19 protein-coding genes and 2 tRNA genes are annotated in these 25,189 nt (G+C 44.2%); 11 read left to right on the forward strand and 10 right to left on the reverse strand.

Annotated elements, in window-relative coordinates; translation table 11 throughout:
• The 7 genes from JMX07_RS11735 to JMX07_RS11765 form a co-directional block, all read right to left on the reverse strand.
• Nucleotides 1-915: an ABC transporter permease gene (locus tag JMX07_RS11735; RefSeq protein WP_201608113.1), complete on the reverse strand. Its 915-nt coding sequence runs from the start codon at nucleotides 913-915 to the stop codon at nucleotides 1-3.
• 133 nt (nucleotides 916-1,048) lie between these two features.
• Complete coding sequence (locus tag JMX07_RS11740) at nucleotides 1,049-2,065, reverse strand: ABC transporter permease (protein ID WP_201608114.1); 1,017 nt, start codon at nucleotides 2,063-2,065, stop codon at nucleotides 1,049-1,051.
• Nucleotides 2,066-2,260: 195 nt separating this feature from the next.
• A complete protein-coding gene (locus tag JMX07_RS11745; protein WP_201608115.1) occupies nucleotides 2,261-3,901 on the reverse strand; it encodes an ABC transporter substrate-binding protein in 1,641 nt (546 codons plus the stop codon).
• A 459-nt stretch (nucleotides 3,902-4,360) separates the two neighbouring features.
• The gene (locus JMX07_RS11750) at nucleotides 4,361-5,989 is read right to left on the reverse strand and encodes a GMC family oxidoreductase (protein WP_201608116.1); all 1,629 of its coding nucleotides are present in this window, start codon (nucleotides 5,987-5,989) and stop codon (nucleotides 4,361-4,363) included.
• Nucleotides 5,990-6,179: 190 nt separating this feature from the next.
• Nucleotides 6,180-6,506: a DUF779 domain-containing protein gene (locus JMX07_RS11755; RefSeq protein ID WP_201608117.1), complete on the reverse strand. Its 327-nt coding sequence runs from the start codon at nucleotides 6,504-6,506 to the stop codon at nucleotides 6,180-6,182.
• Nucleotides 6,507-6,706: 200 nt separating this feature from the next.
• Nucleotides 6,707-7,735 carry an alcohol dehydrogenase AdhP gene (gene adhP, locus JMX07_RS11760; protein ID WP_185156614.1) on the reverse strand — a complete coding sequence of 343 codons (1,029 nt, stop codon included), beginning with the start codon at nucleotides 7,733-7,735 and terminating at the stop codon, nucleotides 6,707-6,709.
• A gap of 236 nt (nucleotides 7,736-7,971) precedes the next feature.
• Entirely contained in the window at nucleotides 7,972-9,498 is a 1,527-nt protein-coding gene (locus tag JMX07_RS11765) for an aldehyde dehydrogenase family protein (protein WP_102093685.1), read from the reverse strand.
• A gap of 507 nt (nucleotides 9,499-10,005) precedes the next feature.
• On the opposite strand from JMX07_RS11765, the gene JMX07_RS11770 reads away from it, so the two are divergent.
• From JMX07_RS11770 to JMX07_RS11780, 3 genes are all read left to right on the forward strand, one after another.
• Nucleotides 10,006-11,952 (forward strand): AAA family ATPase, encoded by a 1,947-nt coding sequence (locus JMX07_RS11770; RefSeq protein ID WP_201608119.1) that lies wholly within the window; start codon nucleotides 10,006-10,008, stop codon nucleotides 11,950-11,952.
• A 159-nt stretch (nucleotides 11,953-12,111) separates the two neighbouring features.
• Nucleotides 12,112-13,260, forward strand: coding sequence for a type I glyceraldehyde-3-phosphate dehydrogenase (locus JMX07_RS11775; protein WP_227673244.1), 1,149 nt, complete (start codon nucleotides 12,112-12,114; stop codon nucleotides 13,258-13,260).
• A 92-nt stretch (nucleotides 13,261-13,352) separates the two neighbouring features.
• A tRNA-Ser gene (locus JMX07_RS11780) sits at nucleotides 13,353-13,443 on the forward strand.
• Nucleotides 13,444-13,547: 104 nt separating this feature from the next.
• Here JMX07_RS11780 and JMX07_RS11785 read toward each other — a convergent pair.
• From JMX07_RS11785 to JMX07_RS11795, 3 genes are all read right to left on the reverse strand, one after another.
• The gene (locus JMX07_RS11785; RefSeq protein ID WP_201608121.1) at nucleotides 13,548-14,279 is read right to left on the reverse strand and encodes a hypothetical protein; all 732 of its coding nucleotides are present in this window, start codon (nucleotides 14,277-14,279) and stop codon (nucleotides 13,548-13,550) included.
• A gap of 322 nt (nucleotides 14,280-14,601) precedes the next feature.
• A complete protein-coding gene (locus tag JMX07_RS11790; RefSeq protein WP_057761113.1) occupies nucleotides 14,602-14,931 on the reverse strand; it encodes a hypothetical protein in 330 nt (109 codons plus the stop codon).
• A 190-nt stretch (nucleotides 14,932-15,121) separates the two neighbouring features.
• Nucleotides 15,122-15,197 (reverse strand) — tRNA-Asn (locus JMX07_RS11795).
• A 504-nt stretch (nucleotides 15,198-15,701) separates the two neighbouring features.
• Here JMX07_RS11795 and JMX07_RS11800 point away from each other — a divergent pair.
• From JMX07_RS11800 to JMX07_RS11835, 8 genes are all read left to right on the forward strand, one after another.
• Nucleotides 15,702-16,046, forward strand: a complete 345-nt coding sequence (locus JMX07_RS11800) for a DMT family transporter (RefSeq protein WP_101206331.1) — start codon at nucleotides 15,702-15,704, stop codon at nucleotides 16,044-16,046.
• A 1-nt stretch (nucleotide 16,047) separates the two neighbouring features.
• Nucleotides 16,048-16,617 (forward strand): TetR/AcrR family transcriptional regulator, encoded by a 570-nt coding sequence (locus JMX07_RS11805; RefSeq protein ID WP_227684820.1) that lies wholly within the window; start codon nucleotides 16,048-16,050, stop codon nucleotides 16,615-16,617.
• Between the two features lie 307 nt (nucleotides 16,618-16,924).
• Nucleotides 16,925-18,427 (forward strand): betaine-aldehyde dehydrogenase, encoded by a 1,503-nt coding sequence (gene betB / locus JMX07_RS11810; RefSeq protein ID WP_201608123.1) that lies wholly within the window; start codon nucleotides 16,925-16,927, stop codon nucleotides 18,425-18,427.
• Between the two features lie 118 nt (nucleotides 18,428-18,545).
• On the forward strand, nucleotides 18,546-20,246 hold the full coding sequence (gene betA / locus JMX07_RS11815) for a choline dehydrogenase (RefSeq protein ID WP_201608124.1): 1,701 nt from the start codon (nucleotides 18,546-18,548) through the stop codon (nucleotides 20,244-20,246).
• Nucleotides 20,247-20,538: 292 nt separating this feature from the next.
• Nucleotides 20,539-22,584: a choline BCCT transporter BetT gene (betT, locus tag JMX07_RS11820; RefSeq protein ID WP_191114027.1), complete on the forward strand. Its 2,046-nt coding sequence runs from the start codon at nucleotides 20,539-20,541 to the stop codon at nucleotides 22,582-22,584.
• A 220-nt stretch (nucleotides 22,585-22,804) separates the two neighbouring features.
• Nucleotides 22,805-23,293 carry a M48 family metallopeptidase gene (locus JMX07_RS11825; protein WP_201608126.1) on the forward strand — a complete coding sequence of 163 codons (489 nt, stop codon included), beginning with the start codon at nucleotides 22,805-22,807 and terminating at the stop codon, nucleotides 23,291-23,293.
• Nucleotides 23,294-23,736: 443 nt separating this feature from the next.
• A complete protein-coding gene (locus tag JMX07_RS11830; RefSeq protein WP_057761099.1) occupies nucleotides 23,737-24,159 on the forward strand; it encodes a hypothetical protein in 423 nt (140 codons plus the stop codon).
• 131 nt (nucleotides 24,160-24,290) lie between these two features.
• Nucleotides 24,291-25,067 (forward strand): FAD-dependent oxidoreductase, encoded by a 777-nt coding sequence (locus JMX07_RS11835; RefSeq protein WP_201608128.1) that lies wholly within the window; start codon nucleotides 24,291-24,293, stop codon nucleotides 25,065-25,067.
• Nucleotides 25,068-25,189: the final 122 nt, after the last annotated feature.

A 25,189-nucleotide genomic window follows, 5' to 3' on the forward strand; every position in this document is an offset into this window, starting at 1 on the left:
TTAAGTCACCTGCTTTAATTTAGGATCTAGCGCATCGCGTAAGCCATCACCAGTCAGGTTAATCGATAGTGCAGCTAAGAAGATAGCGACACCCGGCCAGATTGCTAGCCAAACATTACTTTGAATATATTGACGTGCCGTACCTAGCATCGCGCCCCATTCGGCATCAGGTGGCTGTACGCCAAAGCCTAAGAAACCAATCGCACCCGCTTCTAAAATAGCAGACGAGAAAATCATCGTTGCCTGTACGATAAGCGGTGCCATACAGTTGGGCAAAATAGTAATGAACAACAATCTGAGCACGCCAGCGCCCATCACTTGTGAGGCAATAAAATACTCACGTTGTAGCTCTACCATTGCTGTGGCACGAGTCAGACGAATAAAAGGCGGTGTACAGACCAGTGCGATCGTAATAATCGTATTGGTCATAGATGGCCCTAAGATAGCGGCAATGATAATCGCCAATAGCAAGCTCGGATATGACATCAGAATATCATTGACCAACATGACCGCCTTGCCCCAGACCTTTGGCCAAAATGCTGCACTCAGACCTAAAGAAATACCAACCAACATCGCCAGAGTCGTTGCGCTTAGACCGATAAATAATGAATAACGCGCGCCATACATCACTCGAGACAATGTATCTCGGCCTGCATCATCAGTGCCTAGCCAAAACATCGCATTGCCGCCATCTAAAAAGGCAGGTGGCAATTGCTCTTGACCGGTGAACAGCTCGTAAGGATCGTGAGGGGCAATAGCAGGCGCAAGTATGGCAACTAGAACCATCAATGCCAATACAATAAAACCAAGTACCGCGCCTTTATTTCGGCAGAACGTCGATAAAAATAGCTGCCAAGACGATGGCGGTGTGGCGGCCATGAGGTTGACATCAGAGGGGAGAGCAGAAGGCTTCATGAGCATTTCCTATAGTGGCTAGCGCAGTGACATTTTTTAGAATCTTATTCCCAAAAAAGTACTAAGCATTGCTAAAACATCACTTGAGCGCCAATCATCACTATTTATAATGTGAGTATTTATTAATGTTAAATTAAGAAGTATGGCGAATACGTGGATTGATCAGACCATACAAAATATCAATAAATAAACTAACCAAAATCAGAGCGGTGGCGACCAATAAGATACCATTTTGTACAATAGGGTAGTCACGAGTGAAAAATCCATCGAGGAGCCAATTACCAACGCCCGGCCAGCTAAAGATAGTCTCAGTGATAATCGCGCCCGCAAGCAACGTCGCCATCTGTAGGCCGACGACCGTAACCACAGTAATCAAGGCGTTACGCATTACGTGGACCAGTATCACTCGGCGTGGAGATAAGCCTTTGGCTCGCGCTGTACGCACATAGTCCTCATCCAATACCTCTAGCATCGCAGAGCGTGTCATCCGCGCAATCATCGCCAACGGAATGGTCGATAAGGCGATAGAAGGTAAGATAAAGTGTTTGACCACGTTCCAAAACGCGCCAGGCTCTCCCGAGCTTAGTGAGCCAAGTAACCATGAGCCATACAGTGGCTGCACATCTAAAAACTGTGCGACAGATATCACCCCAGCGACGGGTAAAAGACCTAAATAATGAGCGAAGATACCAGTCAGGATGGGGCCCAATAAATAGATGGGCATAGAGTATCCTGCCAACGCGCCTGACATTAGGGTGTAATCAATCCATGTACCACGGCGCAAGGCAGCAAAGATGCCTAAGCTGACACCAGTGACACTAGCGATGACAATAGCGCATAATGCCAACTCTAAAGTCGGAACAAAGTGGGCAAAGAAGTCTTGTAATACGGGCGTACGAGTACGAAAGGACTGACCAAAATCACCCGTTAAGATACCAGTCAAATAATCCCAATACTGGGCAACAAGCGGTTTGTCTAATCCTAGCCTTTCTAACGCACGAGCATGTAGCTCGGGATCGACCATACGCTCGCCCATCATAATCTCGACGGCATCTCCGGGTACGAGACGAATCAGAGTGAAAGTCGATAGCGTTAGGCCAAGATAGACGGGTATTAAAATGGCAATACGACGCAGAATATAAAGTAGCATGGGCTGCTCAATAGTTGTGGTTCAATGATTAGAGTATTAGCGATGATGAAGAGATCCGTGACAAAGCGCTTAATTCATATTGTTCATATCATTTATATAAATTCGGCTGGAGCAGAGTATCTGACCCAGCCGAATTTATATAAATGAATAAAATGAATAAATCGCGAATGTCGTAACGGAATTAATCAGTCAAGGTTATTCAACTTTTACACCATCGAAGCGTATTGAGCCAAGTGGGCTGATTTTATAATCGACCACATTTGGTGCGGTGAATACCGTCACTACCGAATGCGCCATTGTCGTCCAAGGAAGCTGCTCTTTGAATATCTGCTGAGCTTGCTCGTATTCACTGACACGCTCATCTTGATTGTTAATCTGACGGGCGTTGGTCACCAAATTATCGAAGTCTTTGTTACACCAGCGCGAGTAGTTATTGCCACCGACTGCGTCACAAGACAGTAATGAGCCAAGCCAGTTGTCTGGATCACCATTATCGCCAGTCCAGCCGGCTAGAATGACATCAGGCTCGCCTTTAGCAGCGCGTTTTAGGTACTCGCCCCACTCATAAGTCACAAGCTTGGTATCGACGCCAATCTTCGCCCAATCTGCTTGTAGCATTTCAGCCATTAGCTTGGCATTTGGGTTGTACGGACGCTGAACTGGCATATACCATAGATTGATAGAAAGATTATCCGCGCCAGCTTCTTTGATTAGTGCTTTTGCTTTTTCGACGTCGTAAGGCGCATCTTTAAGTGACTCATCATAGCCCCACTGCGTTGGCGGCATTGGATTGGTTGCCTTGAGGCCTTCGCTCTGATAAACCGCATTGATAATAGCGTCTTTGTTGATCGCCATATCTAATGCTTGACGCACTTTAAGATCGCTCAGTTGAGGTTTTTCTACGTTATAACCGACATAGCCGACGTTGAAGCCAGGCTGATCGAGAACAGTGGCCTTACCTGATTTTTTGACAGATTCGATTTCGGCAGGTTTTGGATAAGCGGACACATGACATTCGCCAGCTTGCACTTTCTGTGCACGAACTGCCGAGTCTTTAGTGATGACAAACACTAGGTTGTCGATATAGATGTCGTCTTTATTCCAATAGTCTGGGTTTTTGGTATAACGAATTTGCGCGTCTTTTTGATATGAGGTAAAGACGAAAGGTCCAGTACCGACTGGCTTAGTATTGATATCAGCAGCATTGCCAGAGGCTAGCAATTGATCTGCGTACTCAGCAGAACCAATATAAGCAAAAGGCATCGCTAGGTTCTGTAGGAACGGCGCATTGGTTTCGCTAAGGGTAATTTTTACCGTATAGTCGTCAACCTTTTCGATATTAGAGATAATATCAGGTAGCCCCATGCCGACCGAATATGGGAATTCAGCAGGATAAGCTTTGTTAAATTCAAAGTCTGGGTCAGTGATACGTTCTAGCGTAAAGACAATGTCATCTGCGTTGAAATCGCGAGTTGGAGTAAAGTAGTCAGTTGTACCGAACTTAACCCCTTTGCGTAGATTAAAGGTATAAGTCTTGCCGTCTTCGCTAATATCCCAGCTCTCCGCAAGTCCTGGTTGAATCTCAGTTTCCGCTCTTTTGAATTCTACCAAGCCATTATAAATAGGGAAGGCACTCGCATCAAAATCCGTACCTGAAGTATATTGCGCTGGATCGAATCCAGCAGGGCTACCTTCTGAGCAATATAGCAATGTTTTGGCGGCTTTGGCATCTGAGCTAGCAGCAGAATCGTTGGTGGTTTTGTTGTCTCCACTACAGGCGCTGATACCTAAGACAAACGTCGCCAACATCGTAAGTTTGAAGAGTGATTTTTGCATTATTACATCCTATGTAATGGTAGGTAGGTACTCATGTATCCATATGTTCGTACTCGAGCATGAATACGATGAGAAAGCGTTTAGTGACCTCTAAAGTATCTATCTATGCAGTATTTTATATATACAAAATAAAACATATTAAAGGTTGTTATAACTTTAAATTATATAGATGGAAACTAAAAATATAAATAAGTCGTTCGAATATACTCTCTTAATCTGTGATAATGCAAGCTATAAATAGACTAATTTTGATAAAAAATGTACGGTTTTGCCGTATTTAGCATCAATAAGATATTAAATACTAGATTCTATGGCTTTATGTTTGTTAAATCTAAATAATTAAGAGACATACTTCTAGATTGCTAACCAGTTACAATTTTACTAAGTGTAAACAATTAGAAAGAATAAAGTTATGTCTCTTTAAAGCAATCAGCTATAAGCCGTTTACCCAATACAGTGTTAAACAGGGCTATGATTTGTTCTAATTAAATCGGCTATTTTTTCGGCAATCATGATAGTTGGCGCGTTGGTATTGGCGCTAATAAGCGTTGGCATCACTGAAGCGTCGATAACTCGCAATCCGCTCACACCTCGTACCTTTAATTCTAAATCGACCACAGAGCTGTCATCTGAGCCCATGCGGCAAGTACCTACTGGATGGTAAATGGTGTCAGATTTATTTCGGATATAACCGAGCATACCGTCTTTTTCGAGGTAAGGGGCAGGGTAGTCTTCAGTGATGTACTTAGCGAGTGCGGACTCTTGCATAATGGCTCGAGTGCGCTCGGCACCAGCTACCATGTACTCTACGTCTTTTGGATGCGACAGATAGTTTGGATCGATCAAGACAGCATCGGAGGGGTCGGCTGAGTCCAATCTGACAGTACCTCGACTTTCAGGCCGTAAGTAGCAACTGTGACAAGAGACAGCAAATCCGCGTCTGAGATCGCGACCGTGCTCTATCACGCGCGAGATGACAAAGTGCAGCTGTGTGTTTGGCCACTCTTTTGGGTCATCACCGACGCTAAAGAACGCACCCGCCTCTGCATAGTTGGTAGACAGTAACCCTGTACCGTCTTTTCTCCACTGCCGAATGCTTTTGGTCAATGTCGAAATCGATGCCATGCCAATACCGATGACGTCAGTAGTATTGACCTCGTAATCAAAGACGACGTCTAAGTGATCCTGCAAATTGCCACCGACTTCAGGTGCATTTACCACTACATCGATACCATGAGACTGCAAATGATCTGCAGGACCAATACCTGAGAGCATCAGGACTTTGGGTGAACCAAATGCGCCACCTGATAATAGGACTTCATGACGCGCCGTGACAGTATGTTCGACACCGTCTTTTTCGTAGACGACGCCTGTCGCTTGATTGTCTTCGATAATGACGCGGTTAGCCTGTGCATGAGTGATAACAGTCAGGTTGGCACGGTTTTGTACAGGATGTAGATAGGCGGCCGCAGCGGAGCAGCGTTGACCTTGTTTTTCACCATGGAAATGAGTGACTTGATACAACCCTGTACCGTCTTGCTTTTCGCTATTAAAGTCAGGGTTGTGATCTAGGCCGTTGGCAATCGCAGCTTCTACGAATGCTTTTGAGATGTCTCGTGGACTGAGTAGGTCGCTAACATGCAGCGGCCCGCTATCACCATGTAGGTCATCGCTACCACGAACGTTGTTTTCAGCTTTGATAAAGTAGGGCAGTACATCGTCAAATCCCCAGCCAGTACAGCCTTGCTCCACCCAGCGCTCATAATCTAGCTTACTACCACGTGTATAGATCATGGCATTGATAGCTGATGATCCGCCCAAACATTGTCCACGCGGCTGAAAACCTTTACGGTTATTAAGGTGCTCTTGCGGGGTGGTGTGAAAGCACCAGTTGTTCAGTTTGAGCGGTTTGCCAGGAACCATCAGAATAAGTCCAGCAGGCACACGTACTACTAGATCTTTGCCCTCACCGCCGTATTCTAATAAACAAACACTGATATTTGGGTTTTCAGTGAGACGGCTAGCGAGCACGCAACCCGCCGAACCTCCTCCGACGATGACATAGTCAAATGTTGTGTCAAATTCCATTTTATATTCCTTATAGCATCCATGCTAATTAAAATAGGGTACGCTTTACAGTAACTATTATTCTGCTGAAATAATAAAATAAAAATGACTCTGCGGTATCTGTTTGCGTCAATATCGTAGGACAAGCTAAGACTGTTATATTCGGTACATCGTCTGGAATTAATGCTACTTAATGTTGCGTCAAACGTCCTTATATCGCACAGATTTCTGAGCGTACGATAAAGCGTTTGCCTTCAGGGATTTCTAACGAAAAACTCGCACCGCGACCATTGACGACATCAATGGTCAAATCGGTATGCTGCCATAGATTGTATTGTGCGCGTCCCATATAAAATGGACAGTCAACAAGCTCACCAACCAGCACATCCTGACCGCCTACCTTAAACTCTCCTAATGGATAGCACATCGGCGAGCTACCATCACAGCAGCCACCTGACTGATGAAACATCAGCTTTCCATGCTTGGACTTTAGTAGCTCAATCAACGCCTTACACGACTCTGTTGCTGCCAGTTTCATATCGTACTCCTTCTTATGGCCCATCCATGGTTTATATAATTGCTCTCTAGTATCAGTATGCCACAGTCAAATCAAAAAGGTCGCATCATCTTCAGACACATCACAACTGGCATATGACTAAAAAGATACGACCTTCGGCTGATAATTGACAGTTGGAATAACTACGTAATAAGCTTATAACACTGTCATTTTACTATCCGTTATTGATTATAGTCGATGACGATACGACCTTCGATTTTGCCATTACGCATCCGCTCAAAAATATCATTGATGTTCTCTAATGGCTCAGCTTTGACGGTCGCTTTGACTTTGCCAGCCGCTGCCATATCTAGCGACTCTTGTAAGTCAAGACGTGTGCCAACGATAGAGCCGCGTATGGTGATACCATTGAGTACAGTATCAAAGATTGACACCGGGAAGTCGCCAGTGGGGAGTCCGTTACATACTAAAGTACCACCGCGACGTAACATGCTTAAGGCTTGATCAAAAGCTTTTGATGATACTGCAGTGACTAACACGCCATGAGCGCCACCGATTTCTTCTTGTAGCAACTCGCCTGGGTCTGTATTTTTGGCATTTACCGTCACTGTTGCCCCCAGCTTTTTGGCGAATTCAAGTTTTTCGTCATCAATATCAACAGCAGCAACATTGAGCCCCATGGCAATGGCATATTGTACAGCCATGTGACCAAGGCCGCCGATACCTGAAATAACAACCCAGTCGCCTGGCTTGGTGTCGGTCATTTTAAGACCTTTATATACCGTGACGCCCGCACATAAAACAGGGGCAATCTCAATGGAGTCGACACTCTCAGGAATAATGCCAACATAGTTGGCATCTGCAAGGACGTATTCTGCAAAGCTACCGTTCACTGAGTAACCAGAGTTTTCTTGCTTTTTACATAAGGTTTCCCAGCCACCCAAGCAATGCGTACAGTGACCACAAGCAGAGTATAGCCATGGCACACCAACGCGGTCACCTGCTTTGACATGAGTTACGCCGTCACCGACCGCCGTGATCACGCCAACACCTTCATGGCCTGGGATAAATGGTGGGCTTGGCTTAACAGGCCAGTCCCCCTCAACCGCATGCAAATCAGTATGACAGACGCCTGAGGCGTGCATTTTGACAACTATTTGCCCAGCACCTGCGGTTGGAATGTCGACTTCTTCGATTTTTAAGTCTTGACCGAACTCATGTAATACAGCGGCTTTCATTTTGTTAGTCATAATAAGCTCTCTTTTATGGGTGATTGATAAATGTTGATATAAAAAGTTGTTGCGATATTGCATTCAAAATATGCAAACACCTTATTTTGAACGCAAGACTGCTACAAATTTTTCCTGCTGTGCGCCTAAGCGCATTAGAGGATATAAAAATTCGTCTCAGTTTTTTATTTAGATCGTTGTAGCGAGCGGGCTATGTAACACTTGTGATAACCCGCTCCATGATTAGAAATGATGGTTTAGAAGAAGCCCATTTTTTTCTGACTGTACGACACCAGCATGTTTTTGGTTTGCTGATAGTGGTCGAGCATCATTAAATGGTTTTCACGTCCGATACCAGATTGTTTGTAACCACCGAACGCCGAATGTGATGGATAAATATGATAGCAGTTGGTCCATACGCGGCCTGCTTGGATACCACGTCCGAAGCGATATGCCTTGTGTACACTACGGGTCCATACACCAGCGCCTAAACCATACAAGGTGTCATTGGCAATCTGCATGGCTTCGTCATCGTCTTTAAAAGTAGTCACGGCAAGGACAGGTCCAAAGATCTCTTCTTGGAACACGCGCATATCGTTGGTGCCCTCAAAGATCGTTGGCTTGACGTAGTAACCGTCTGTCAAGTCGCCATCGTGCTTAGCTTGCTCTCCGCCGACGAGCACTTTTGCGCCTTCTTTTTTACCGATGTCGAGATAAGATAAAATTTTCTCTAGTTGGTCTGAGCTGGCTTGCGCGCCAATCATGGTGTCGGTATCGAGTGGGTTGCCCATTTTGATGGCCTCGACACGGGCGATACAGCGTTTGATAAACTCATCATAGATGCTCTCATGAACGAGTGCCCGCGATGGACAGGTGCAGATTTCACCTTGGTTCAGTGCAAACATCACTAGACCTTCGACCGCTTTGTCCAAGAAGTCATCGTCCTCATCCATAACATCGGCAAAGAAGATGTTAGGGCTTTTGCCACCAAGCTCTAACGTCACTGGAATGATGTTTTCGCTCGCGTACTGCATAATGAGGCGGCCAGTGGTAGTCTCACCTGTAAAGGCAACTTTATTGATGCGCGGATTTGACGCAAGTGGCTTACCCGCTTCGACCCCAAAGCCATTGACGACGTTCAGTACACCCTTTGGTAAAATATCAGCGATGCCGATGGTCTCTAACATGAACAGAATAGAAACTGGCGTTTGTTCGGCTGGCTTTAGAACGACACAGTTACCAGCAGCAAGGGCAGGTGCTAGCTTCCATACGGCCATTAGGATAGGAAAGTTCCAAGGAATGATTTGACCGACGACACCAAGTGGCTCATGAAAATGATAAGCCACAGTGTCTTCGTCAATCTGACTGATACCGCCTTCTTGTGCGCGAATGGCGCTGGCAAAATAACGGAAGTGATCAATGGCTAGAGGGATGTCGGCTGCGAGTGTCTCACGAACAGGTTTGCCGTTTTCGTAACATTCGGCAATCGCAATCGCTTCTAGGTTGGCTTCCATGCTGTCAGCAATTTTGAGTAACAAGTTGGCACGTTCAGTAACACTGGTCTTACCCCAAGCATCTTTGGCAGCATGTGCGGCATCTAGTGCTTTTTCAATATCGGCTTCTTTTGAGCGGGCGACTTGGCAAATAGTTTTACCATCGATGGGGCTTGTGTTATCAAAATACTCTCCATCGATAGGAGCGGTCCACTCACCATTAATAAAGTTATCGTATTTTTCGCGGAACTGAACAGGGCTACCTTCCGTATTGGGATTTGCATACAGCATGAAACACTCCTTGTTGTGTTGTTTGTTTTATCGGATAATACAAGCGCAATTTTATCTATCCTAATATCTGTTATCGCAAAACAATATCAGTTGATGTTGTGATTGATTAACATCAATTGCTCTCTGTACACGTTCCATACTACTCAGCTTCTGCTGATAATCATACTAAAATTTTATAATGACTGATGAGTTAACACATAACAGGAAGTTTGCTTTAATGGCCATGATTTTATTGCTGTAAAGCCTAGAATGCATAGGCTTGGTACTTATGATCAAAGCAGATACTTTACGGACAAAATTAAAAGATAAGCTATTGATTTTTTGCATTTATAAAAAATAAAGCATTTTTTATCTATATTCTATTGACAATTGTTTGTTTTATTGTCGATACCTCAAGGTTGCACAGCCTGCAAATTTTAGGTGATTTTAGGCAAATGTTGCGTTTTTTTCCATTATGATGATGGTTTTATTATTCTCTTTTTTCACATTACTGGCTGGTTTGAATCTATGCGTCAATCTTCTGCTCTCGATATCTTAAAAACAGGTCAAAATGTCTTTTTAACGGGCTCAGCAGGCTCAGGTAAGACCTATACGCTCAATCAATATATTGATTATCTACGCGCTCGCCGTGTGCCTGTTGCGGTGACTGCCAGTACCGGTATTGCTGCCACGCACATGAACGGTACGACGATACATAGTTGGTCAGGTATCGGTATCAAAGATGAGCTGACTGATCGAGATTTATCCACCTTGTCACGCAAGCAGTTTTTAGCAGACAGGTTGAAGGATACAGCGGTCTTGGTCATTGACGAGATATCAATGCTACATGCCAAGCAGCTTAACTTGGTCAGCCAAGTCCTCAAGCATGTCCGCAAAAATAACAAAGCCTTTGGTGGTATACAAGTCGTTGTCGCAGGAGACTTTTTTCAGCTGCCGCCCATCGGTAGCAAGGGCGAGAGCAATCGTGAAAAATTTGCCTTTATGTCTGAGGCGTGGCTCGATGCCAAATTCCATATTTGCTACTTGTCTGAGCAGCATAGACAAGTCAGTGACGCGGCGAATGGCGGGCTTGATCTAGATGATATTCTCAATCAAATCCGTCGTCAGGAAGTGACGTTTGAGGCGATTGCCGCTTTAGAGAACACGCATGACCAAAGCGTCGATATCAAGCGTACCCGTCTCTACACGCATAATCTCAATGTCAATAAAATCAATGACAAAGAACTAGCGTCTCTAGATGGCGAGATGATGCGCTTTGAGGCGACGACCACTGGCGATAGCAAGCTGGTTGAAACCTTGAAAAAAACCGTACGTACGCAAGATGAGTTGATTCTAAAAGTTGGCTCAAAGGTCATGTTTATCAAAAACAATGCCGAGCTTGGCGTGTCTAATGGGACGATGGGTGAGCTGATTGGTTTTGCTGCCGTCAAAGTGGATGACAGTAAAGACAACAGTGAGGCATTGATCGAAAATAACATTGATGCGGACCGTGAAGATACTGACGAAACCACGGATAAACAGACGACCAAGGGTAAAAAAAGTGCTGCTAAAAAAGAAGCCGATAAGCCAAAAGCAAAGAAAGCGGCGACGCAAAAAATGCCTGTGGTTAGACTAAACTCCGGACGTGAAGTCATCGCTGAGCCTGAAGAATGGATCATCGAAGATGAAACGGGCGATGTGCTGGCAAGTTATTTACAAGTACCGCTCTGTCTAGCATGGGCAATCACCATTCATAAATCGCAAGGCATGACCCTTGACGCGGCTGAGATTGATTTATCGCGTACCTTTGAGCTTGGGCAAGGCTATGTGGCCTTGTCACGTCTCAAGTCGCTGGCAGGATTGCAGCTGCTGGGTATGAATGACATGAGCTTGCAACTTGATCCATTAGCACGCGGCGCAGACAAGCGATTTTTGGTGCTGTCTGACGAAGCTGATGCCAACTATGCCATGCTCGATGAAGAAAGCATGCAGCAGGCACATGAGAAGTTTGTCTTAAAGTCAGGTGGTACGCTCAGTCAATCCGTGATTGATGCCTATGCCGCGCTGCAAAAAAAGCGCCGCGAACAGCAGCAAGCGCAAATAGATAAAAAGCAAAAACAGGGCAATCAGGTCTCTGATAAGTCAGAAAGCACCTTGCGTGCAACCCGAGTGTTATTGGAGGAGAGTTTGACCATTGCGGAGATTTCAGAAGCACGTCAATTGTCACAATCGACCATCATGCGCCATATCGGTGAGCTAAAATCACAAGATCCGAGTCTTGCCTGCGATCATCTGCGTCCAGATGATGAGGTGATGACAGCCGTAGGTAATGCCTATGTCGCCATTAAAGTCGCCAATAATCCAAATGACTTCAATGATGACGGTAGCATCAAGCTGCGTCCGATATATGATCATCTCAAGCAAAGCATTGACTACAATACCATTCGCCTCGCATTGATTTTTATCACCCCATAGTTTTGCTGCCTATAATTTTATTGCCTATAACTTTGTTACCTTTATTTTTATAGGCTTTAATTTTACTATTTTTTAGTATTCAGCAATCATTAGCGCACTCAACGTGATAACGCTCAGTTTTTACCCCCATTTATAGCGATACCCTTTATGTCCGATGTTATGCCTGATTTTTCGAGCGCTACTTATCAATTGACCTCTGACCCGATAGCGGCGACGTATCGTACCACTGGTGAGCACTCACAGCCATTGAGAGTGGCTATCAATGGTTTTGGTCGTATAGGGCGCAATGTACTTCGTGCTTTGTTAGAGCGCTTTGAAGTGTTGGGCCGTGCGATTCATGTAGTGGCAATTAATGATTTAGCGCCAGCGGATATCTTATTGCATTTATTGAAGTTTGACAGCACACATGGCCGCCTCAGTCGATTAGGGGTCAATGCTGAGATTGTAGAGAGTGAGTCAGGTGATATGAGCAAGACTGAGCTCTGTCTCACCAAAAACAATCTGACCTATTGCATTAATATGCTCTCAGAGCCCAATCCACAAAACCTACCTTGGCAGTCGCTAGGGGTCGATGTGGTTTTAGAGTGTACTGGGCATTTTCGCTCGTATGAGCAAGCGACGCTACACATCCATGCAGGCGCACAGCAAGTAATCATTGGTGCAGCACCATTCGATGATGTGGATGCTTGTATCGTTATGGGGGTCAATACAGATGCGCTCACGCTTGATTTACCGATTATCTCCAGCGTTTCTTGTACCACGCAGGCACTGGTGCCGCTGATTGACACATTGGATAAAGCGTTCGGCGTCAAGTCCGCTATGATGACAGAGATTCATGCAGTTACCGCCGATCAGACGGTGCTCGATCAAGCGCATCGAGATCCCAGACGGGCGCGTGCTTCTGGCTACAATATTATCCCAACGACATCCAGTAGTATCGCTGCGACAGAACGGGTGCTACCAGCCATGGTCGGCAAAATAAATGGTCATTCGATACGGGTGCCCACTATCGATGTGGCTGCGATTGATGTCACCTTTGTATTTGATACGCCAGATGTCGATGTCGAGACAGTACGAGAGGTACTTAAATCTGCCAGTCAGGCACATTTGCATGACATTATGGCTTATACCGATGAGCCATTGGTATCTAGTGATTTTATCCATCAGACTGAGTCGCTTATCATTGATGGTCAGCAGCTTATGCAAGTAGGCGGTCAATATAAGGTTTTTGCATGGTACGATAATGAATGGGGCTATGCCAATAGGCTGCTCGATATGTGCTTACATCTGGCCTCAAGCAAGCGATAATGCTCCAATTTACAAGTATTCGAAAATTAATTGAATTTTTTTAGATTAGGGGCTTGCATTATAAAATGATATCTATATAATGATGCACCAATGGAGACGTGGCAGAGCGGTTGAATGCACCGGTCTTGAAAACCGACAAGGGTTAATAGCCCTTCGAGAGTTCGAATCTCTCCGTCTCCGCCAAATTCAAAAAAGCCCCAATCAGCAATGATTGGGGCTTTTTTTATGGTATTGATAAAAGTATTAATTAGTACCTTCTATAAAATACTCAATAGTAGGTTGTACAGCTACTTCACCAGTGAGTTTTCAAATTCGATTGTCTGATCATCTACTAAGGCAAGCGTGCCTTTATTAATCTCGATAGTGATGCCACTAGCATTTTTGATAGCGCGCATGACATTGATATCCTCAATGCTGCTTTCAATAATGACCTTGCCAGACTGTTCTGGTGCGATAGGTGGATCAAACGTTGTCAAAGGCACATTAAAGTTTTTGCCCTTTGTAAGATTGGCATCTTTCATGGTCAGCGTTCCTTTAAAACTTTTTATCGCGCCTTTGCCATGATTGGATAGAATAAACTGCATTTTGACTTGATTTAAGCTATCGCTATCACTGGTTTTCACAGGAAGCAGGGCGACAGGATACATCTGTGCAGTAGCATTAGCTGCCTGACCTTTGACGATAGGGCTTTTCTTACCCGTTGGGTTGTTTGGATGCAGACGCTCGTATTCACGCTGTTGTATCAGCGCTTGCTTGATAGTGGTGCGCGGCATGGCTCCTGATTCATAAGCATCGCTCAATTTCATACGCAGCATATATCGGCTGAGTACTTGTTGATCGGCCTCAGACAACTGCTCAAAAGTTTGCCCTAACTTTTTTTGCCATTGGTCTGAGTCTGTCGGTATGGTTGTCTTACTTGGGTCAGTCTGCGGCGATGAGCAGCCAGTCGCAATCACTAGCATTGCTACCGTCATGGTTGAAAACAAAGTTTTGTTGAAACACTGATGTAAGCCCGTCATCGTACCCCTCCTTGCAGATCTTTATTATGTTGAAACCTTATAAATAGTCACGACTATATCCTTAATATACCTTGTTTAAACATCTGTTGTGTTTAGTTATGGCTAACTACAGTCGCAAATATCGCAGAGTACTTAAAAACGTATTTATTGTAGATTAGATGGAAGAAGGGCATAACAAGAGGAGAGTTAGAAAAATATCAATAATGCTTTAACTTTTATAACAGCCACAAAAAAGACCAAGCTCGCTTTAGCAAACTTGGTCTTTTTATTTTAATACTATTTAGCAGCGATACTATTAATTAGCAACGATATTATTAATTGTTTAATCGTTGTCTTGTAACTCAGATAGCGGATGAGTGATGTTGTTATTATGCGTCACTACAATCGCTTCATCAATAATATGTTGGCTAACGCCGCGCTTGCGTAGCGTTTCGATGAATACTTCATCATGGGCAAGCGTATAATCCTGATGGTCACGATCCAAGCCCTGACGAATATAAAGACGAATAAGCCCTTGAATGCGCTTAAAGCCCAAGTCTGATGACGTCGTTTCTAATAGGCCAATCATTTCTTCAGACAAACGAATACTAATCGGGCGCATGATTTTTTGCGGATGATCAGAAAACTTATTTTTTATACGTACAGGTATCATAATAAACCATTACTTTTAGTGAGTAAGAGCGAAGCACTCAAACAAAAACGAACCCAATCGAAACTAATCTTACCATACAACAAAAATGTCTAAAAGAACACCACAGCCGTGCTAATATTATTAGAAGTAAATATAAAAGACACAGCAATAAAAAAACCTCCATCAAATTATGATGAAGGTTTTTAGTATATGGCTCTCCAACCTGGGCTCGAACCAGGGACACACGGATTAACAGTCCGTTGCTCTACCAACTGAGCTATTGGAGAATAGCTGGTCATAACAGCAAGTTATTGACGCTTTATATTAAAGCAGTTAATTAGCTTGTTTGCGTTATGTGGGGCACATTTTAGCCAAGTCACTACAGGCTGTCAACCTTATTATGCGTTTAATTATAAATATTATCGCAATTATTGAAAATTAACGCCTATCCCTTATCAGATAGGCTATTTCAAGGCAGAACTCAATAGAAAATGACGATAAATGTGTTTTAAAAATAAAATGTGCTTTAGAAATAAAAAATATTTTCAGAAAATTTTATACGGCACCTGGACAAACGATAAGAATATAGAACCAGACGTAGATTCGGCAAAGTAAAACTGGATTTAAGGCTTTGTGTTTTTGAATACAAGGGTGGTGCGATACCGTTTGACACAATAAAGTTGCAAGACAGCCCTTCACATTGGCAGTAGATTTCTATAAAATACCGACCATGTGGTTTCTTTGCTATGTTTTTTCATAGCATGCGTTGAACGAAAGCGGGTGTTCTAAAGATGAGTCCTACTACTATTGCTTATGGTTACTTAGCCATTGCCATCATTTGTGAAGTGATCGGCACTACTTTTTTGATGAAGTCAGAGCAGTTCACCCGTTTGGTGCCAACTTTGATGATGGGCGCGCTCTATGCGGTTTCATTTTATCTAATGGCTCAGACGCTTAAGACCATACCGCTAGGTATTGCGTACGCGCTGTGGGGCGGACTCGGAATCGTACTGACATCGCTTGTTGGTGTGGTGCTATTCAAGCAAAATCTTGATACAGCAGCAGTGGTCGGTATCGCGATGATCGTCGGCGGTGTTGTTGTGATGAACTTATTGTCTAATTCTGTGGTGCATTGATATGGAAAATGCTTATAAGCGTAAAAAACAGCCAGAAGTCATTCGTCGTGCGTTGTTAGATCAAGCAGCACGTATCACATTGGAGCAGGGCTTATCTAAAGTGACGTTTCAGGCAGTCGCTGATGCGGTTGGGGTGACAAAGGGTGGGGTGATGCATCATTTTTCTACCAAAAATGCACTCGTGCTAGAAGTGTTTAATGATGCAATGGCTAAGTTTGAGGCAGAAGTAAACGCAGCAATGGCTGACGACCCTGTTAAGTACGGTTCATTTACCCGGGCTTATATAGATGCCACTATCAGCCTCGGCGAGCAAGGGCAGGAAGAGTATGACAATCAAGCGACCTTATATGTGCTGATGCTAGGCGATAGTGAGCTGCGTGAGTTGTGGGCTAAGTGGGCGAATGAGCAACTCAAAAAACATGCAGCAACGGATAATACCGAGACGTTATGTATGGTTCGCCTTGTCGCTGACGGTATTTGGCTCTCAGACTTTTCAGGTATCGATATCGCAGACAAACAGTCATTACGTGATCGCTTGATAAAAATGACACAACGAGACTTTGATTTATAAGAAGATACTAATTTATAAAACGATTCTGATTTATAAAATAATTTTTATTTCACTATTTGGTGGTGTATCAAAAAGTATGCTGATTAAAATTCGAACAATTTTTGAAGCCTTTAAAGCCCTATAGAATCAGGGAACTTAGCATGGATTTCTTATTGACTTTTATCGCTAGCATACTTTTTGATACACCACCCACTATTTAAAGACTAACTTTCGTTAAAGACCTAAGTTTCGAAACTTAACTAACGACGACATTATATGGTAAGAGCCTATTTATAGCTGATTTTGCCAATCGTCCTGAGGAGAATTTATGACTGATATTAATAATTTGACAGATATTATCGATTTAGGCCAAGTACAAACAGCTTATATCAATGGTCGCTATCTGGCTGTTGATGAAACGCTGACTACTTTTGAAGATATCAATCCAGCCACTGGTGAAGTATTGGCAACGATTCAGCAAACCAGCAATGAGCAAATTGACGAGGCGGTAAAAGCCGCACATAAAGGTCAAAAAGTTTGGGCGGCGATGACAGCAGTTGAGCGTGGTCGCATTTTATCAAAGGCTGTTGAGATATTGCGCGATCGCAATGATGTGTTGGCACTACTTGAGACCAAAGACACAGGTAAAGCCTACTCTGAGACGAAGTATGTCGATATCGTTACTGGCGCTGATGTCGTTGAATACTATGCAGGTCTGGCACCGATGATTGAGGGTCGTCAGATTCCATTGCGTGATACTAGCTTCGTCTATACTCGTCGCGAACCACTTGGCGTGGTCGCAGGTATTGGCGCATGGAACTATCCGATTCAAATCGCGATGTGGAAAGCAGCACCTGCACTGGCTGCTGGTAATGCGATGATTTTTAAGCCATCAGAAGTGACACCATTGACGGCACTAAAACTGGCAGAAATATTGACAGAAGCTGGATTGCCAGACGGTGTATTTAACGTGGTGCAAGGTAACTATGAAGTGGGTCAAGCGCTAACTGAACACCCAGATATCGCAAAAGTATCGTTCACAGGTGGCGTACCGACTGGTAAAAAAGTCATGTCGAGCGCGGCAAGCTCATCTCTAAAAGACGTAACTTTAGAGCTTGGCGGCAAATCACCATTGATCATATTTGATGATGCAGATATCGATACCGCTGCTGACATCGCTATGATGGCCAACTTCTACAGTACTGGTCAGGTATGTACCAATGGTACGCGCGTATTTGTCCCGAAAGCGCTACAAGCGAAGTTTGAGCAAGCCATCCTAACCCGTGTTGAGCGTATTAAACTAGGCGACCCTATGGACGAGAACATCAATATGGGTCCACTGGTGAGCTTCCCGCACATGGAGCGCGTGCTTGGTTATATCGAGCAAGGTAAAAAAGGCGGCGCACGTCTGCTAACAGGTGGCGAGCGCGTTACAACGAACGAGCTTGCAAACGGCGCATTTGTCGCACCGACAGTATTCACTGATTGCACGGACGATATGACTATCGTACGCGAAGAAATCTTTGGCCCAGTGATGTCGATATTGACGTACGAGACCGAAGAAGAGGTTATTCGCCGCGCCAATGATACCGATTACGGTTTGGCAGCTGGGGTTGTGACTGCAGATCTAAAACGCGCGCATCGAGTCATTGCTCAGATAGAAGCTGGCATCTGCTGGTTGAATACATGGGGCGAGTCGGCAGCACAAATGCCAGTAGGCGGCTATAAGCATTCTGGTATCGGCCGCGAAAACGGTATCGAAGCACTCGAACACTATACTCAGACCAAATCTATCCAAGTAGAGTTGGGTGCGTTTGAATCTGTCTTTTAATCAATCTTATTGAGAAAAATGAAGCCAGTAAGGTTGCTTATTAGCTTTTATTTAGCCTTTTTAGGACACCTTACTGACCCTAAACGATTTATGTTTTTTCAATATTATGGAGTATGTTATGACATCAACCACACCTGAGTATGACTATATTATTGTTGGAGCAGGCTCAGCAGGAAATGTGCTGGCCACGCGTCTGACCGAAGATGCCAGTATTAAAGTACTGCTGTTAGAAGCAGGTCGTCCAGATTATCGTTTTGACTTCCGTACCCAAATGCCAGCTGCGCTTGCTATGCCGCTACAAGGGACGACTTATAACTGGGGTTATAAGACAGATCCTGAGCCATACATGAATAACCGTGTCATGGACTGTGGCCGCGGCAAAGGGCTAGGTGGCTCATCATTGATTAACGGTATGTGCTACATCCGTGGTAATGCGCTAGATTTTGATGATTGGTCTAAAATAAAAGGCCTGTCAGACTGGACGTATTCGGATTGCTTACCGTACTTCAAAAAGCTAGAAAACTGTGACGCTGGCGAGAATGACTATCATGGCGTGGGCGGTCCTGTTGAAATGACTACCTCAAAACCAGGGGTCAATCCACTGTTCCAAGCTATGATTGAAGCGGGCGTACAAGCGGGCTATCCACGTACCGAAGATCTAAACGGCTATCAGCAAGAAGGTTTTGGTCCGATGGATCGATTCGTGACGCCTAATGGTCGCCGTGCATCAACGGCTCGCGGCTATCTTGATCGTGCCAAACCACGTAGCAATATTACGATTTTGACGGGTGCATTGACTGATGTAATTTTATTTGACGGCAAACGCGCCGTCGGTGTCAAAGTCGAACACGAAGGCCAGACCAAAAATTTCCATGCCGCTCGTGAAGTGATTGTCTCATCTGGTGCGATTGCCTCACCGCAACTGCTACAGCGTTCAGGTATCGGTCCTGGCCAGTGGCTAAAAGATGCTGGCGTGACTGAAATATTGGATCTGCCAGGTGTCGGTAATAATTTACAAGACCATTTAGAGCTATATATGCAGTATGAATGTAAACTGCCAGTGTCAATCGCGCCTGCCAATAAATGGTGGAATAAGCCTGCGATTGGTGCAGAATGGTTATTCAATGGAACAGGTCTTGGTGCGTCTAACCAATTCGAAGGTGGCGGTTTCATTCGTACCGATGAGAAGTTCACCCATCCAAACATTCAGTACCACTTCTTGCCACTAGCTGTACGCTATGATGGCCGTAGTGCTGTGAAATCACATAGCTTCCAAGCACACGTTGGCTCACTGCGCTCACCAAGCCGTGGCCGCGTCAAGCTAAAATCACGTGATCCGAAAGCGCATCCAAGTATCTTGTTTAACTACATGTCACATGATCAAGACTGGCAAGAGTTCCGTGCTGCAATGCGTATCACGCGTGAGATCATGCATCAGCCAGCGCTCGACCCTTATCGTGGTCGCGCAATTGCACCGACCGATGATTTGGTCACCGACGCTCAATTAGATGAATATGTACGCAATCATAGTGAGACGGCTTATCATCCGTCTTGTACCTGTGCGATGGGTGAAGATAACGATTCGGTAGTGAATGGCGAAGGTCTGGTACATGGTATCGATGGCTTGCGAGTCGTCGATGCGTCTATCATGCCAAACATTATTAGTGGTAATCTCAATGCTACAACTATTATGTTAGCAGAAAAAATCGTCGACAAGATGAGAGGCGTACAGTTGCCACGTTCAACGGCAGATTATTACGTGGCTAATGGTGCACCGCTGCGCTCAGAGCCAATGCGCGATTATCTCTCGTCGGTGTAGGCTGCGATATAAACCTGCATGCAGGATACTGAATGAATAACGATATGAGAAAATTTCAACAAAAGGGCCTTTCCAAGTAGAGGCCTTTTCTATCAGCGCTAACGTATTAGAATAATGAATACCGTTCAGGTTGAATTTGTTTATAATTTTATTAGCTTTTTATTTATTGGTACTGCTTTGTCCGTCATGCGGTTGGTTCCACGTTATACGGTTATAGATCATCAGTCTACTATTAGATGATGCCGGACAAAGCAATATCGGACCCTATTTAATTTACCTATTGAGGTCTTTTATGTACAGTTCGCCATCACAAGATGTGACGAAACCTCTGACCCTAAACAAAACCGTGTTTATGGGCTCAGCTATTATTTCTATTTTATTGATAATCTGGACCATCGCTTTTCCAGATTATAGTGAGGCCTTGTTGAGCGCGAGCATGACTTGGGTATCAGACAAGTTTGGCTGGTATTATATGTTGGTGGTTGCCGCTTATAGTATCTTTGCGTTGTTTGTTGGTTTTTCTAAGTACGGTGATATAAAGCTTGGTCAAGACCACGAAAAAGCACAATTTCCGTTTTTAGCGTGGGCGGCCATGCTGTTCTCAGCGGGTATTGGTATTGACCTGTTGTTCTTTGGTGCCTCTGAGCCTTTGATGCATTATTTGACCCCGCATACAGGCTTAGAGCCTGCTAGTGCTGAGGCCATGCGCGAAGCACTTGCTCAGACTTTCTTGCATTGGGGTCTACACGGGTGGGGTATTTATGCACTAATCGGTATGGCGCTGGCTTACTTTGCTTATCGCAAAAACATGCCACTCGCGTTACGCTCGCCGTTGACACCGATATTTGGTGAACGTTTAATCAAAGGTTGGTTAGGCGATGGTATTGATACCTTCGGTGTCGTCTGTACGTTGATGGGTATTGCAACCAGTTTAGGTATTGGGGTATTGCAGGCCAATGCTGGCTTGACCCATGTGTTCGGTATCGAATCTAGCAAAACGGTTCAGGCGCTCATCATCGTAGGTGTTGTCGCGGCTGCTGCTATCTCTGCGATGACAGGTGTCGAAAAAGGCGTTCGTCGTCTATCTGAATTCAACATGCTGTCGTCAATACTGTTGTTGCTTGCCATATTGGTTATGGGCAATACGGTGTATCTATTAAATACCTTTACTCAAAATATCGGTCAATATTTCCAAACCATCATTTATAAAACCTTTGACGTTTATGCTTATGACGGTGCTGCTGGTGCCGAGTGGAAATCTTGGTGGACGATATTTTTCTGGGCATGGTGGGTAGCTTGGGCACCATTTGTAGGTCTATTTATTGCACGTATTAGTCGTGGCCGTACGTTACGCGAGTTTGTATTTGGCGTGATGTTTATTCCACTTGGGTTTATTTTTGCATGGTTCTCTATCTTTGGTAATTCAGCGATAGACTTGGTTGCTAATGGCGCAACAGAGCTTGGTGAAATCGCGGTTAATGATGCGGCAATGGGTATGTTTGCGCTGTTTGAGTACTTCCCTTACAGTGAAGTATTGTCATTTGCTGGTGTGGTTATTGGTCTTATTTTCTTTGTGACTTCTGCTGACTCAGGCGCGTTAGTACTAGCGAACTTGAGCTCAAGAGGTATGACCAATGATACCGATGCTCCTGTTTGGTTACGTCTGTTTTGGGCAGCAGCCACTGGTCTTATTACGTTAGGACTGCTATTTGCAGGTGGTTTTGCCTCATTGCAATCTGTTTCTGTCATTGCAGGTTTACCATTCTCTATTATTCTTGTGCTCTACATGATGTCTATGTGGAAGTCGCTAAAAGAAGAAGGCAATAAGCGTAAAGCCAGTACAATCGGCACGGCAAATGTGTTGGACAGTGGGAAGAGCTGGAAAGCGCGCTTGCAACGTATTGTGAGTTTCCCAGGACATGCACAGGTTGAAAAATTCTTGCATACGGTCGTGATGCCAGCGATGTCTGAGGTCGAAAAAGAGTTTAAAGCAGGTGGTCTCAAAACTTCTTTGGATACCAAAAACCTTGCCAGTATCGGTGAAGGTATCGATGCAGGCATGGACCAAGATAGTGGTCAGGTAGACGGTCTAAAACTGCGTGTCGGTCATGGTGATGAAGATGACTTTATTTATGAAGTCAATCTGATTAAAGCTCATCGTCCTAACTTTACATTGAGCACATCTACCAAGCATGCAGAGTACTACTACCGTGCGGAAGTTTTCTTAAGTGAAGGCTCGCAAGAGTATGACTTGGTTGGCTACTCAAAAGAGCAAGTATTGGTTGATATCTTAAATCAGTACGAACGCCATTTGCAGTATCTGCATTTAGAGCGTTAATCCGGTACACTTTTTAAGTGAAACTATCAGTAAAAATGTCCCCATAAGTTGAACGCAGCTTATGGGTTTTTTTATGAATAACCATTTATAAATAACTATCGTTTGGGTTGAGGGTATATCCCAAATAAGTGGCAAACAAGCGCCGCAAATATAAGGTAAAATTCATTAAGATTAAATTGATCGACTGATACGCATCTACGTATTAGCAAAGGATACATTTGTGACCAAATTAAAGTACATAGCGCATTACTCAGAGCAGATTCAGATTCAAGCTGCTCAGCTTATCAATGATGGTAGGTTGGGCGAGTATCTGGAAAAAAAGTACCCGACTCAGCATCAAATCCAAAGCGACAAAGCGCTTTATCAGTATATAAATGAGATAAAAACCCAATACATGCGTAAGATTGGTCAGCTATCAAATGTCAGCTATAGCAGTAAGCTCAAGGTTTTAAAGCATGCCCTAGGTATTCATACGACGCAGTCGCGCGTACAGGGAAGTAAGCTCAAATCGCACAATAGCATCACGGTAGCTAGCCTATTTAAAGACGCGCCGCCAGAGTTTTTGCGCATGATAGTGGTGCACGAGCTTGCCCATTTCAAAGAGCATGAGCATAACAAAGCGTTTTATCAATTATGCTGCCATATGGAGCCTGAGTATCATCAATTTGAGCTGGATACGCGACTGTGGTTACACTGGCGAGAGTTTTAACCCTAATATAGTCTTAATATAGTCATTCCACTATAAAAGTATTACGGCGTTAACCTCGCTTGAAGTATCAAATATACCTCTGCACTCGGTTGCCTTGTACTACTTTTAAATTGAATCGACTATAGTATGAATAACAACCTTGATAAGGTTCATAGTGATGTTAATAACAGCCGCATAAATATCGTGCTCTTCTCTGTAGCAATCATCTGAGCCGTTAGGGCGTGTCCTCAATTCAATTGATCATATCGAAACGGGCTAAAAATGGCTAAATTTTGCCAAACATCGTTAAATAGCTGGTTAATATCCCGATATGATCTGCGCTATTTTCCTTGTTTGACTGCAATTTATCTCATTTTTATCACCATTTTTAAAATGAGGACACGCCCTAGAATTACGTTATAATCCTAACCACACACGATATAGTCCATAAAAGGTTGTAAACAATGATTAATACCAAAATATATAAAGCCATTTACACCTTAGCTGAAGAGTTATTAGAAGCGGATCGCAGAGGCAATCAAGAGAAATTTGATTCGCTGTATGCTGAACTAAACGCCATTTGTACCGATAATGAGGGCACTGATAAAGACCATCCAGAACAATGGGAAACGCTTGCTGACTTCACAGAAGATTTGGACGCAGCACTGGTCATTTATGACAAAGCATTGGCCAAGGCTACTGCCATTAACTCAAAAGATCATATGTCATCGATTGCTTTTTCTATGGCGGTGCTACAGCTTGAGACAGGCGAAAAAGAAGCCGCTATCCAAAGCCTACAAAATGCCAAAGTCACAGCCAATAAAATTGAAGACAAAGAGTTCAAGGTTGAGATTGATGAGATGCTTACTAAGCTATTGGCAGAGTAGTTTTGATTATAGTCAATCCTCTACAAATTAAGTACGGTGCCAGTCTCGCCTAGCTTACTACTTGTACTACTTTCACTCGGCTTCCTTGTATCCAAGTTATATTGAACCGTCTATAAATAGGGTAATCCGATATGCAAGACATACCTGTGGTAATCGTTGGTGGTGGGTTGAGTGGATTATATGCCGCCTTCTTATTAAAGCAAAAGGGTATAGCGTATAGACTACTAGAGGCGCGTGATACCTTAGGTGGCCGCATTGCAGTTGCTAAGTATTCAGATGCGCATGCTACTAATAACAGTACTGATATCGATCAAGCAGAATCAAGCGCAGCATTTAATTTAGGGCCGTCATGGTTCTGGCCTGATTATCAAACGCAGTTAAGTACACTTATTGAATCGTTAAATTTATCACGTTTTGCGCAGTTCGAAGAAGGCGATATGATGGTTGAGCGCGCTGCCAATCAGCCACCTGTGCGTATGCAAGGTTACAAAAGCGCACCACCTTCTATGCGTCTAGTCAGTGGTATGGCTGCTTTAACTGATGCGCTATATGCTCGCCTAGATGCTAGTTGTATTATGACCAGTCAAACGGTAAGGCAGTTGAACAAGACGTCTCAAGATATTGAAGTACAGAGCGAAGATACTTCTGGACATGTGACCGGACATGTGACGACGTTCCGAGCGCAGCATGTGCTACTTGCGTTACCGCCTCGATTGGTAGAAGGTCGGATAGTATTTCAGCCAGCGCTACCGCAAGACTTAAGTGGACAGTGGCGTGAGACAGCTACTTGGATGGCGCCCCATGCCAAATACGTCGCTGTTTATGAGTCACCATTTTGGCGAGGTGTTGGTCTCTCGGGTGCCGCGCGCAGTGCGATAGGGCCGCTTACTGAGATACATGATGTGTAGTGGTCAACTAATTTAGGACACCTGATAAGAGGTTTTTGTTAAAGTAGCGTTTCTCTTTTTCTAGCGGTGTTAAATAGTCATTAAAACGGTGTGGTCTCACTGACTGATAATAGCCCCAAATA

The sequence above is a fragment of the Psychrobacter immobilis genome, from assembly GCF_904846235.1.
In the GTDB taxonomy this organism is placed as follows: Bacteria; Pseudomonadota; Gammaproteobacteria; order Pseudomonadales; family Moraxellaceae; genus Psychrobacter; species Psychrobacter immobilis_C.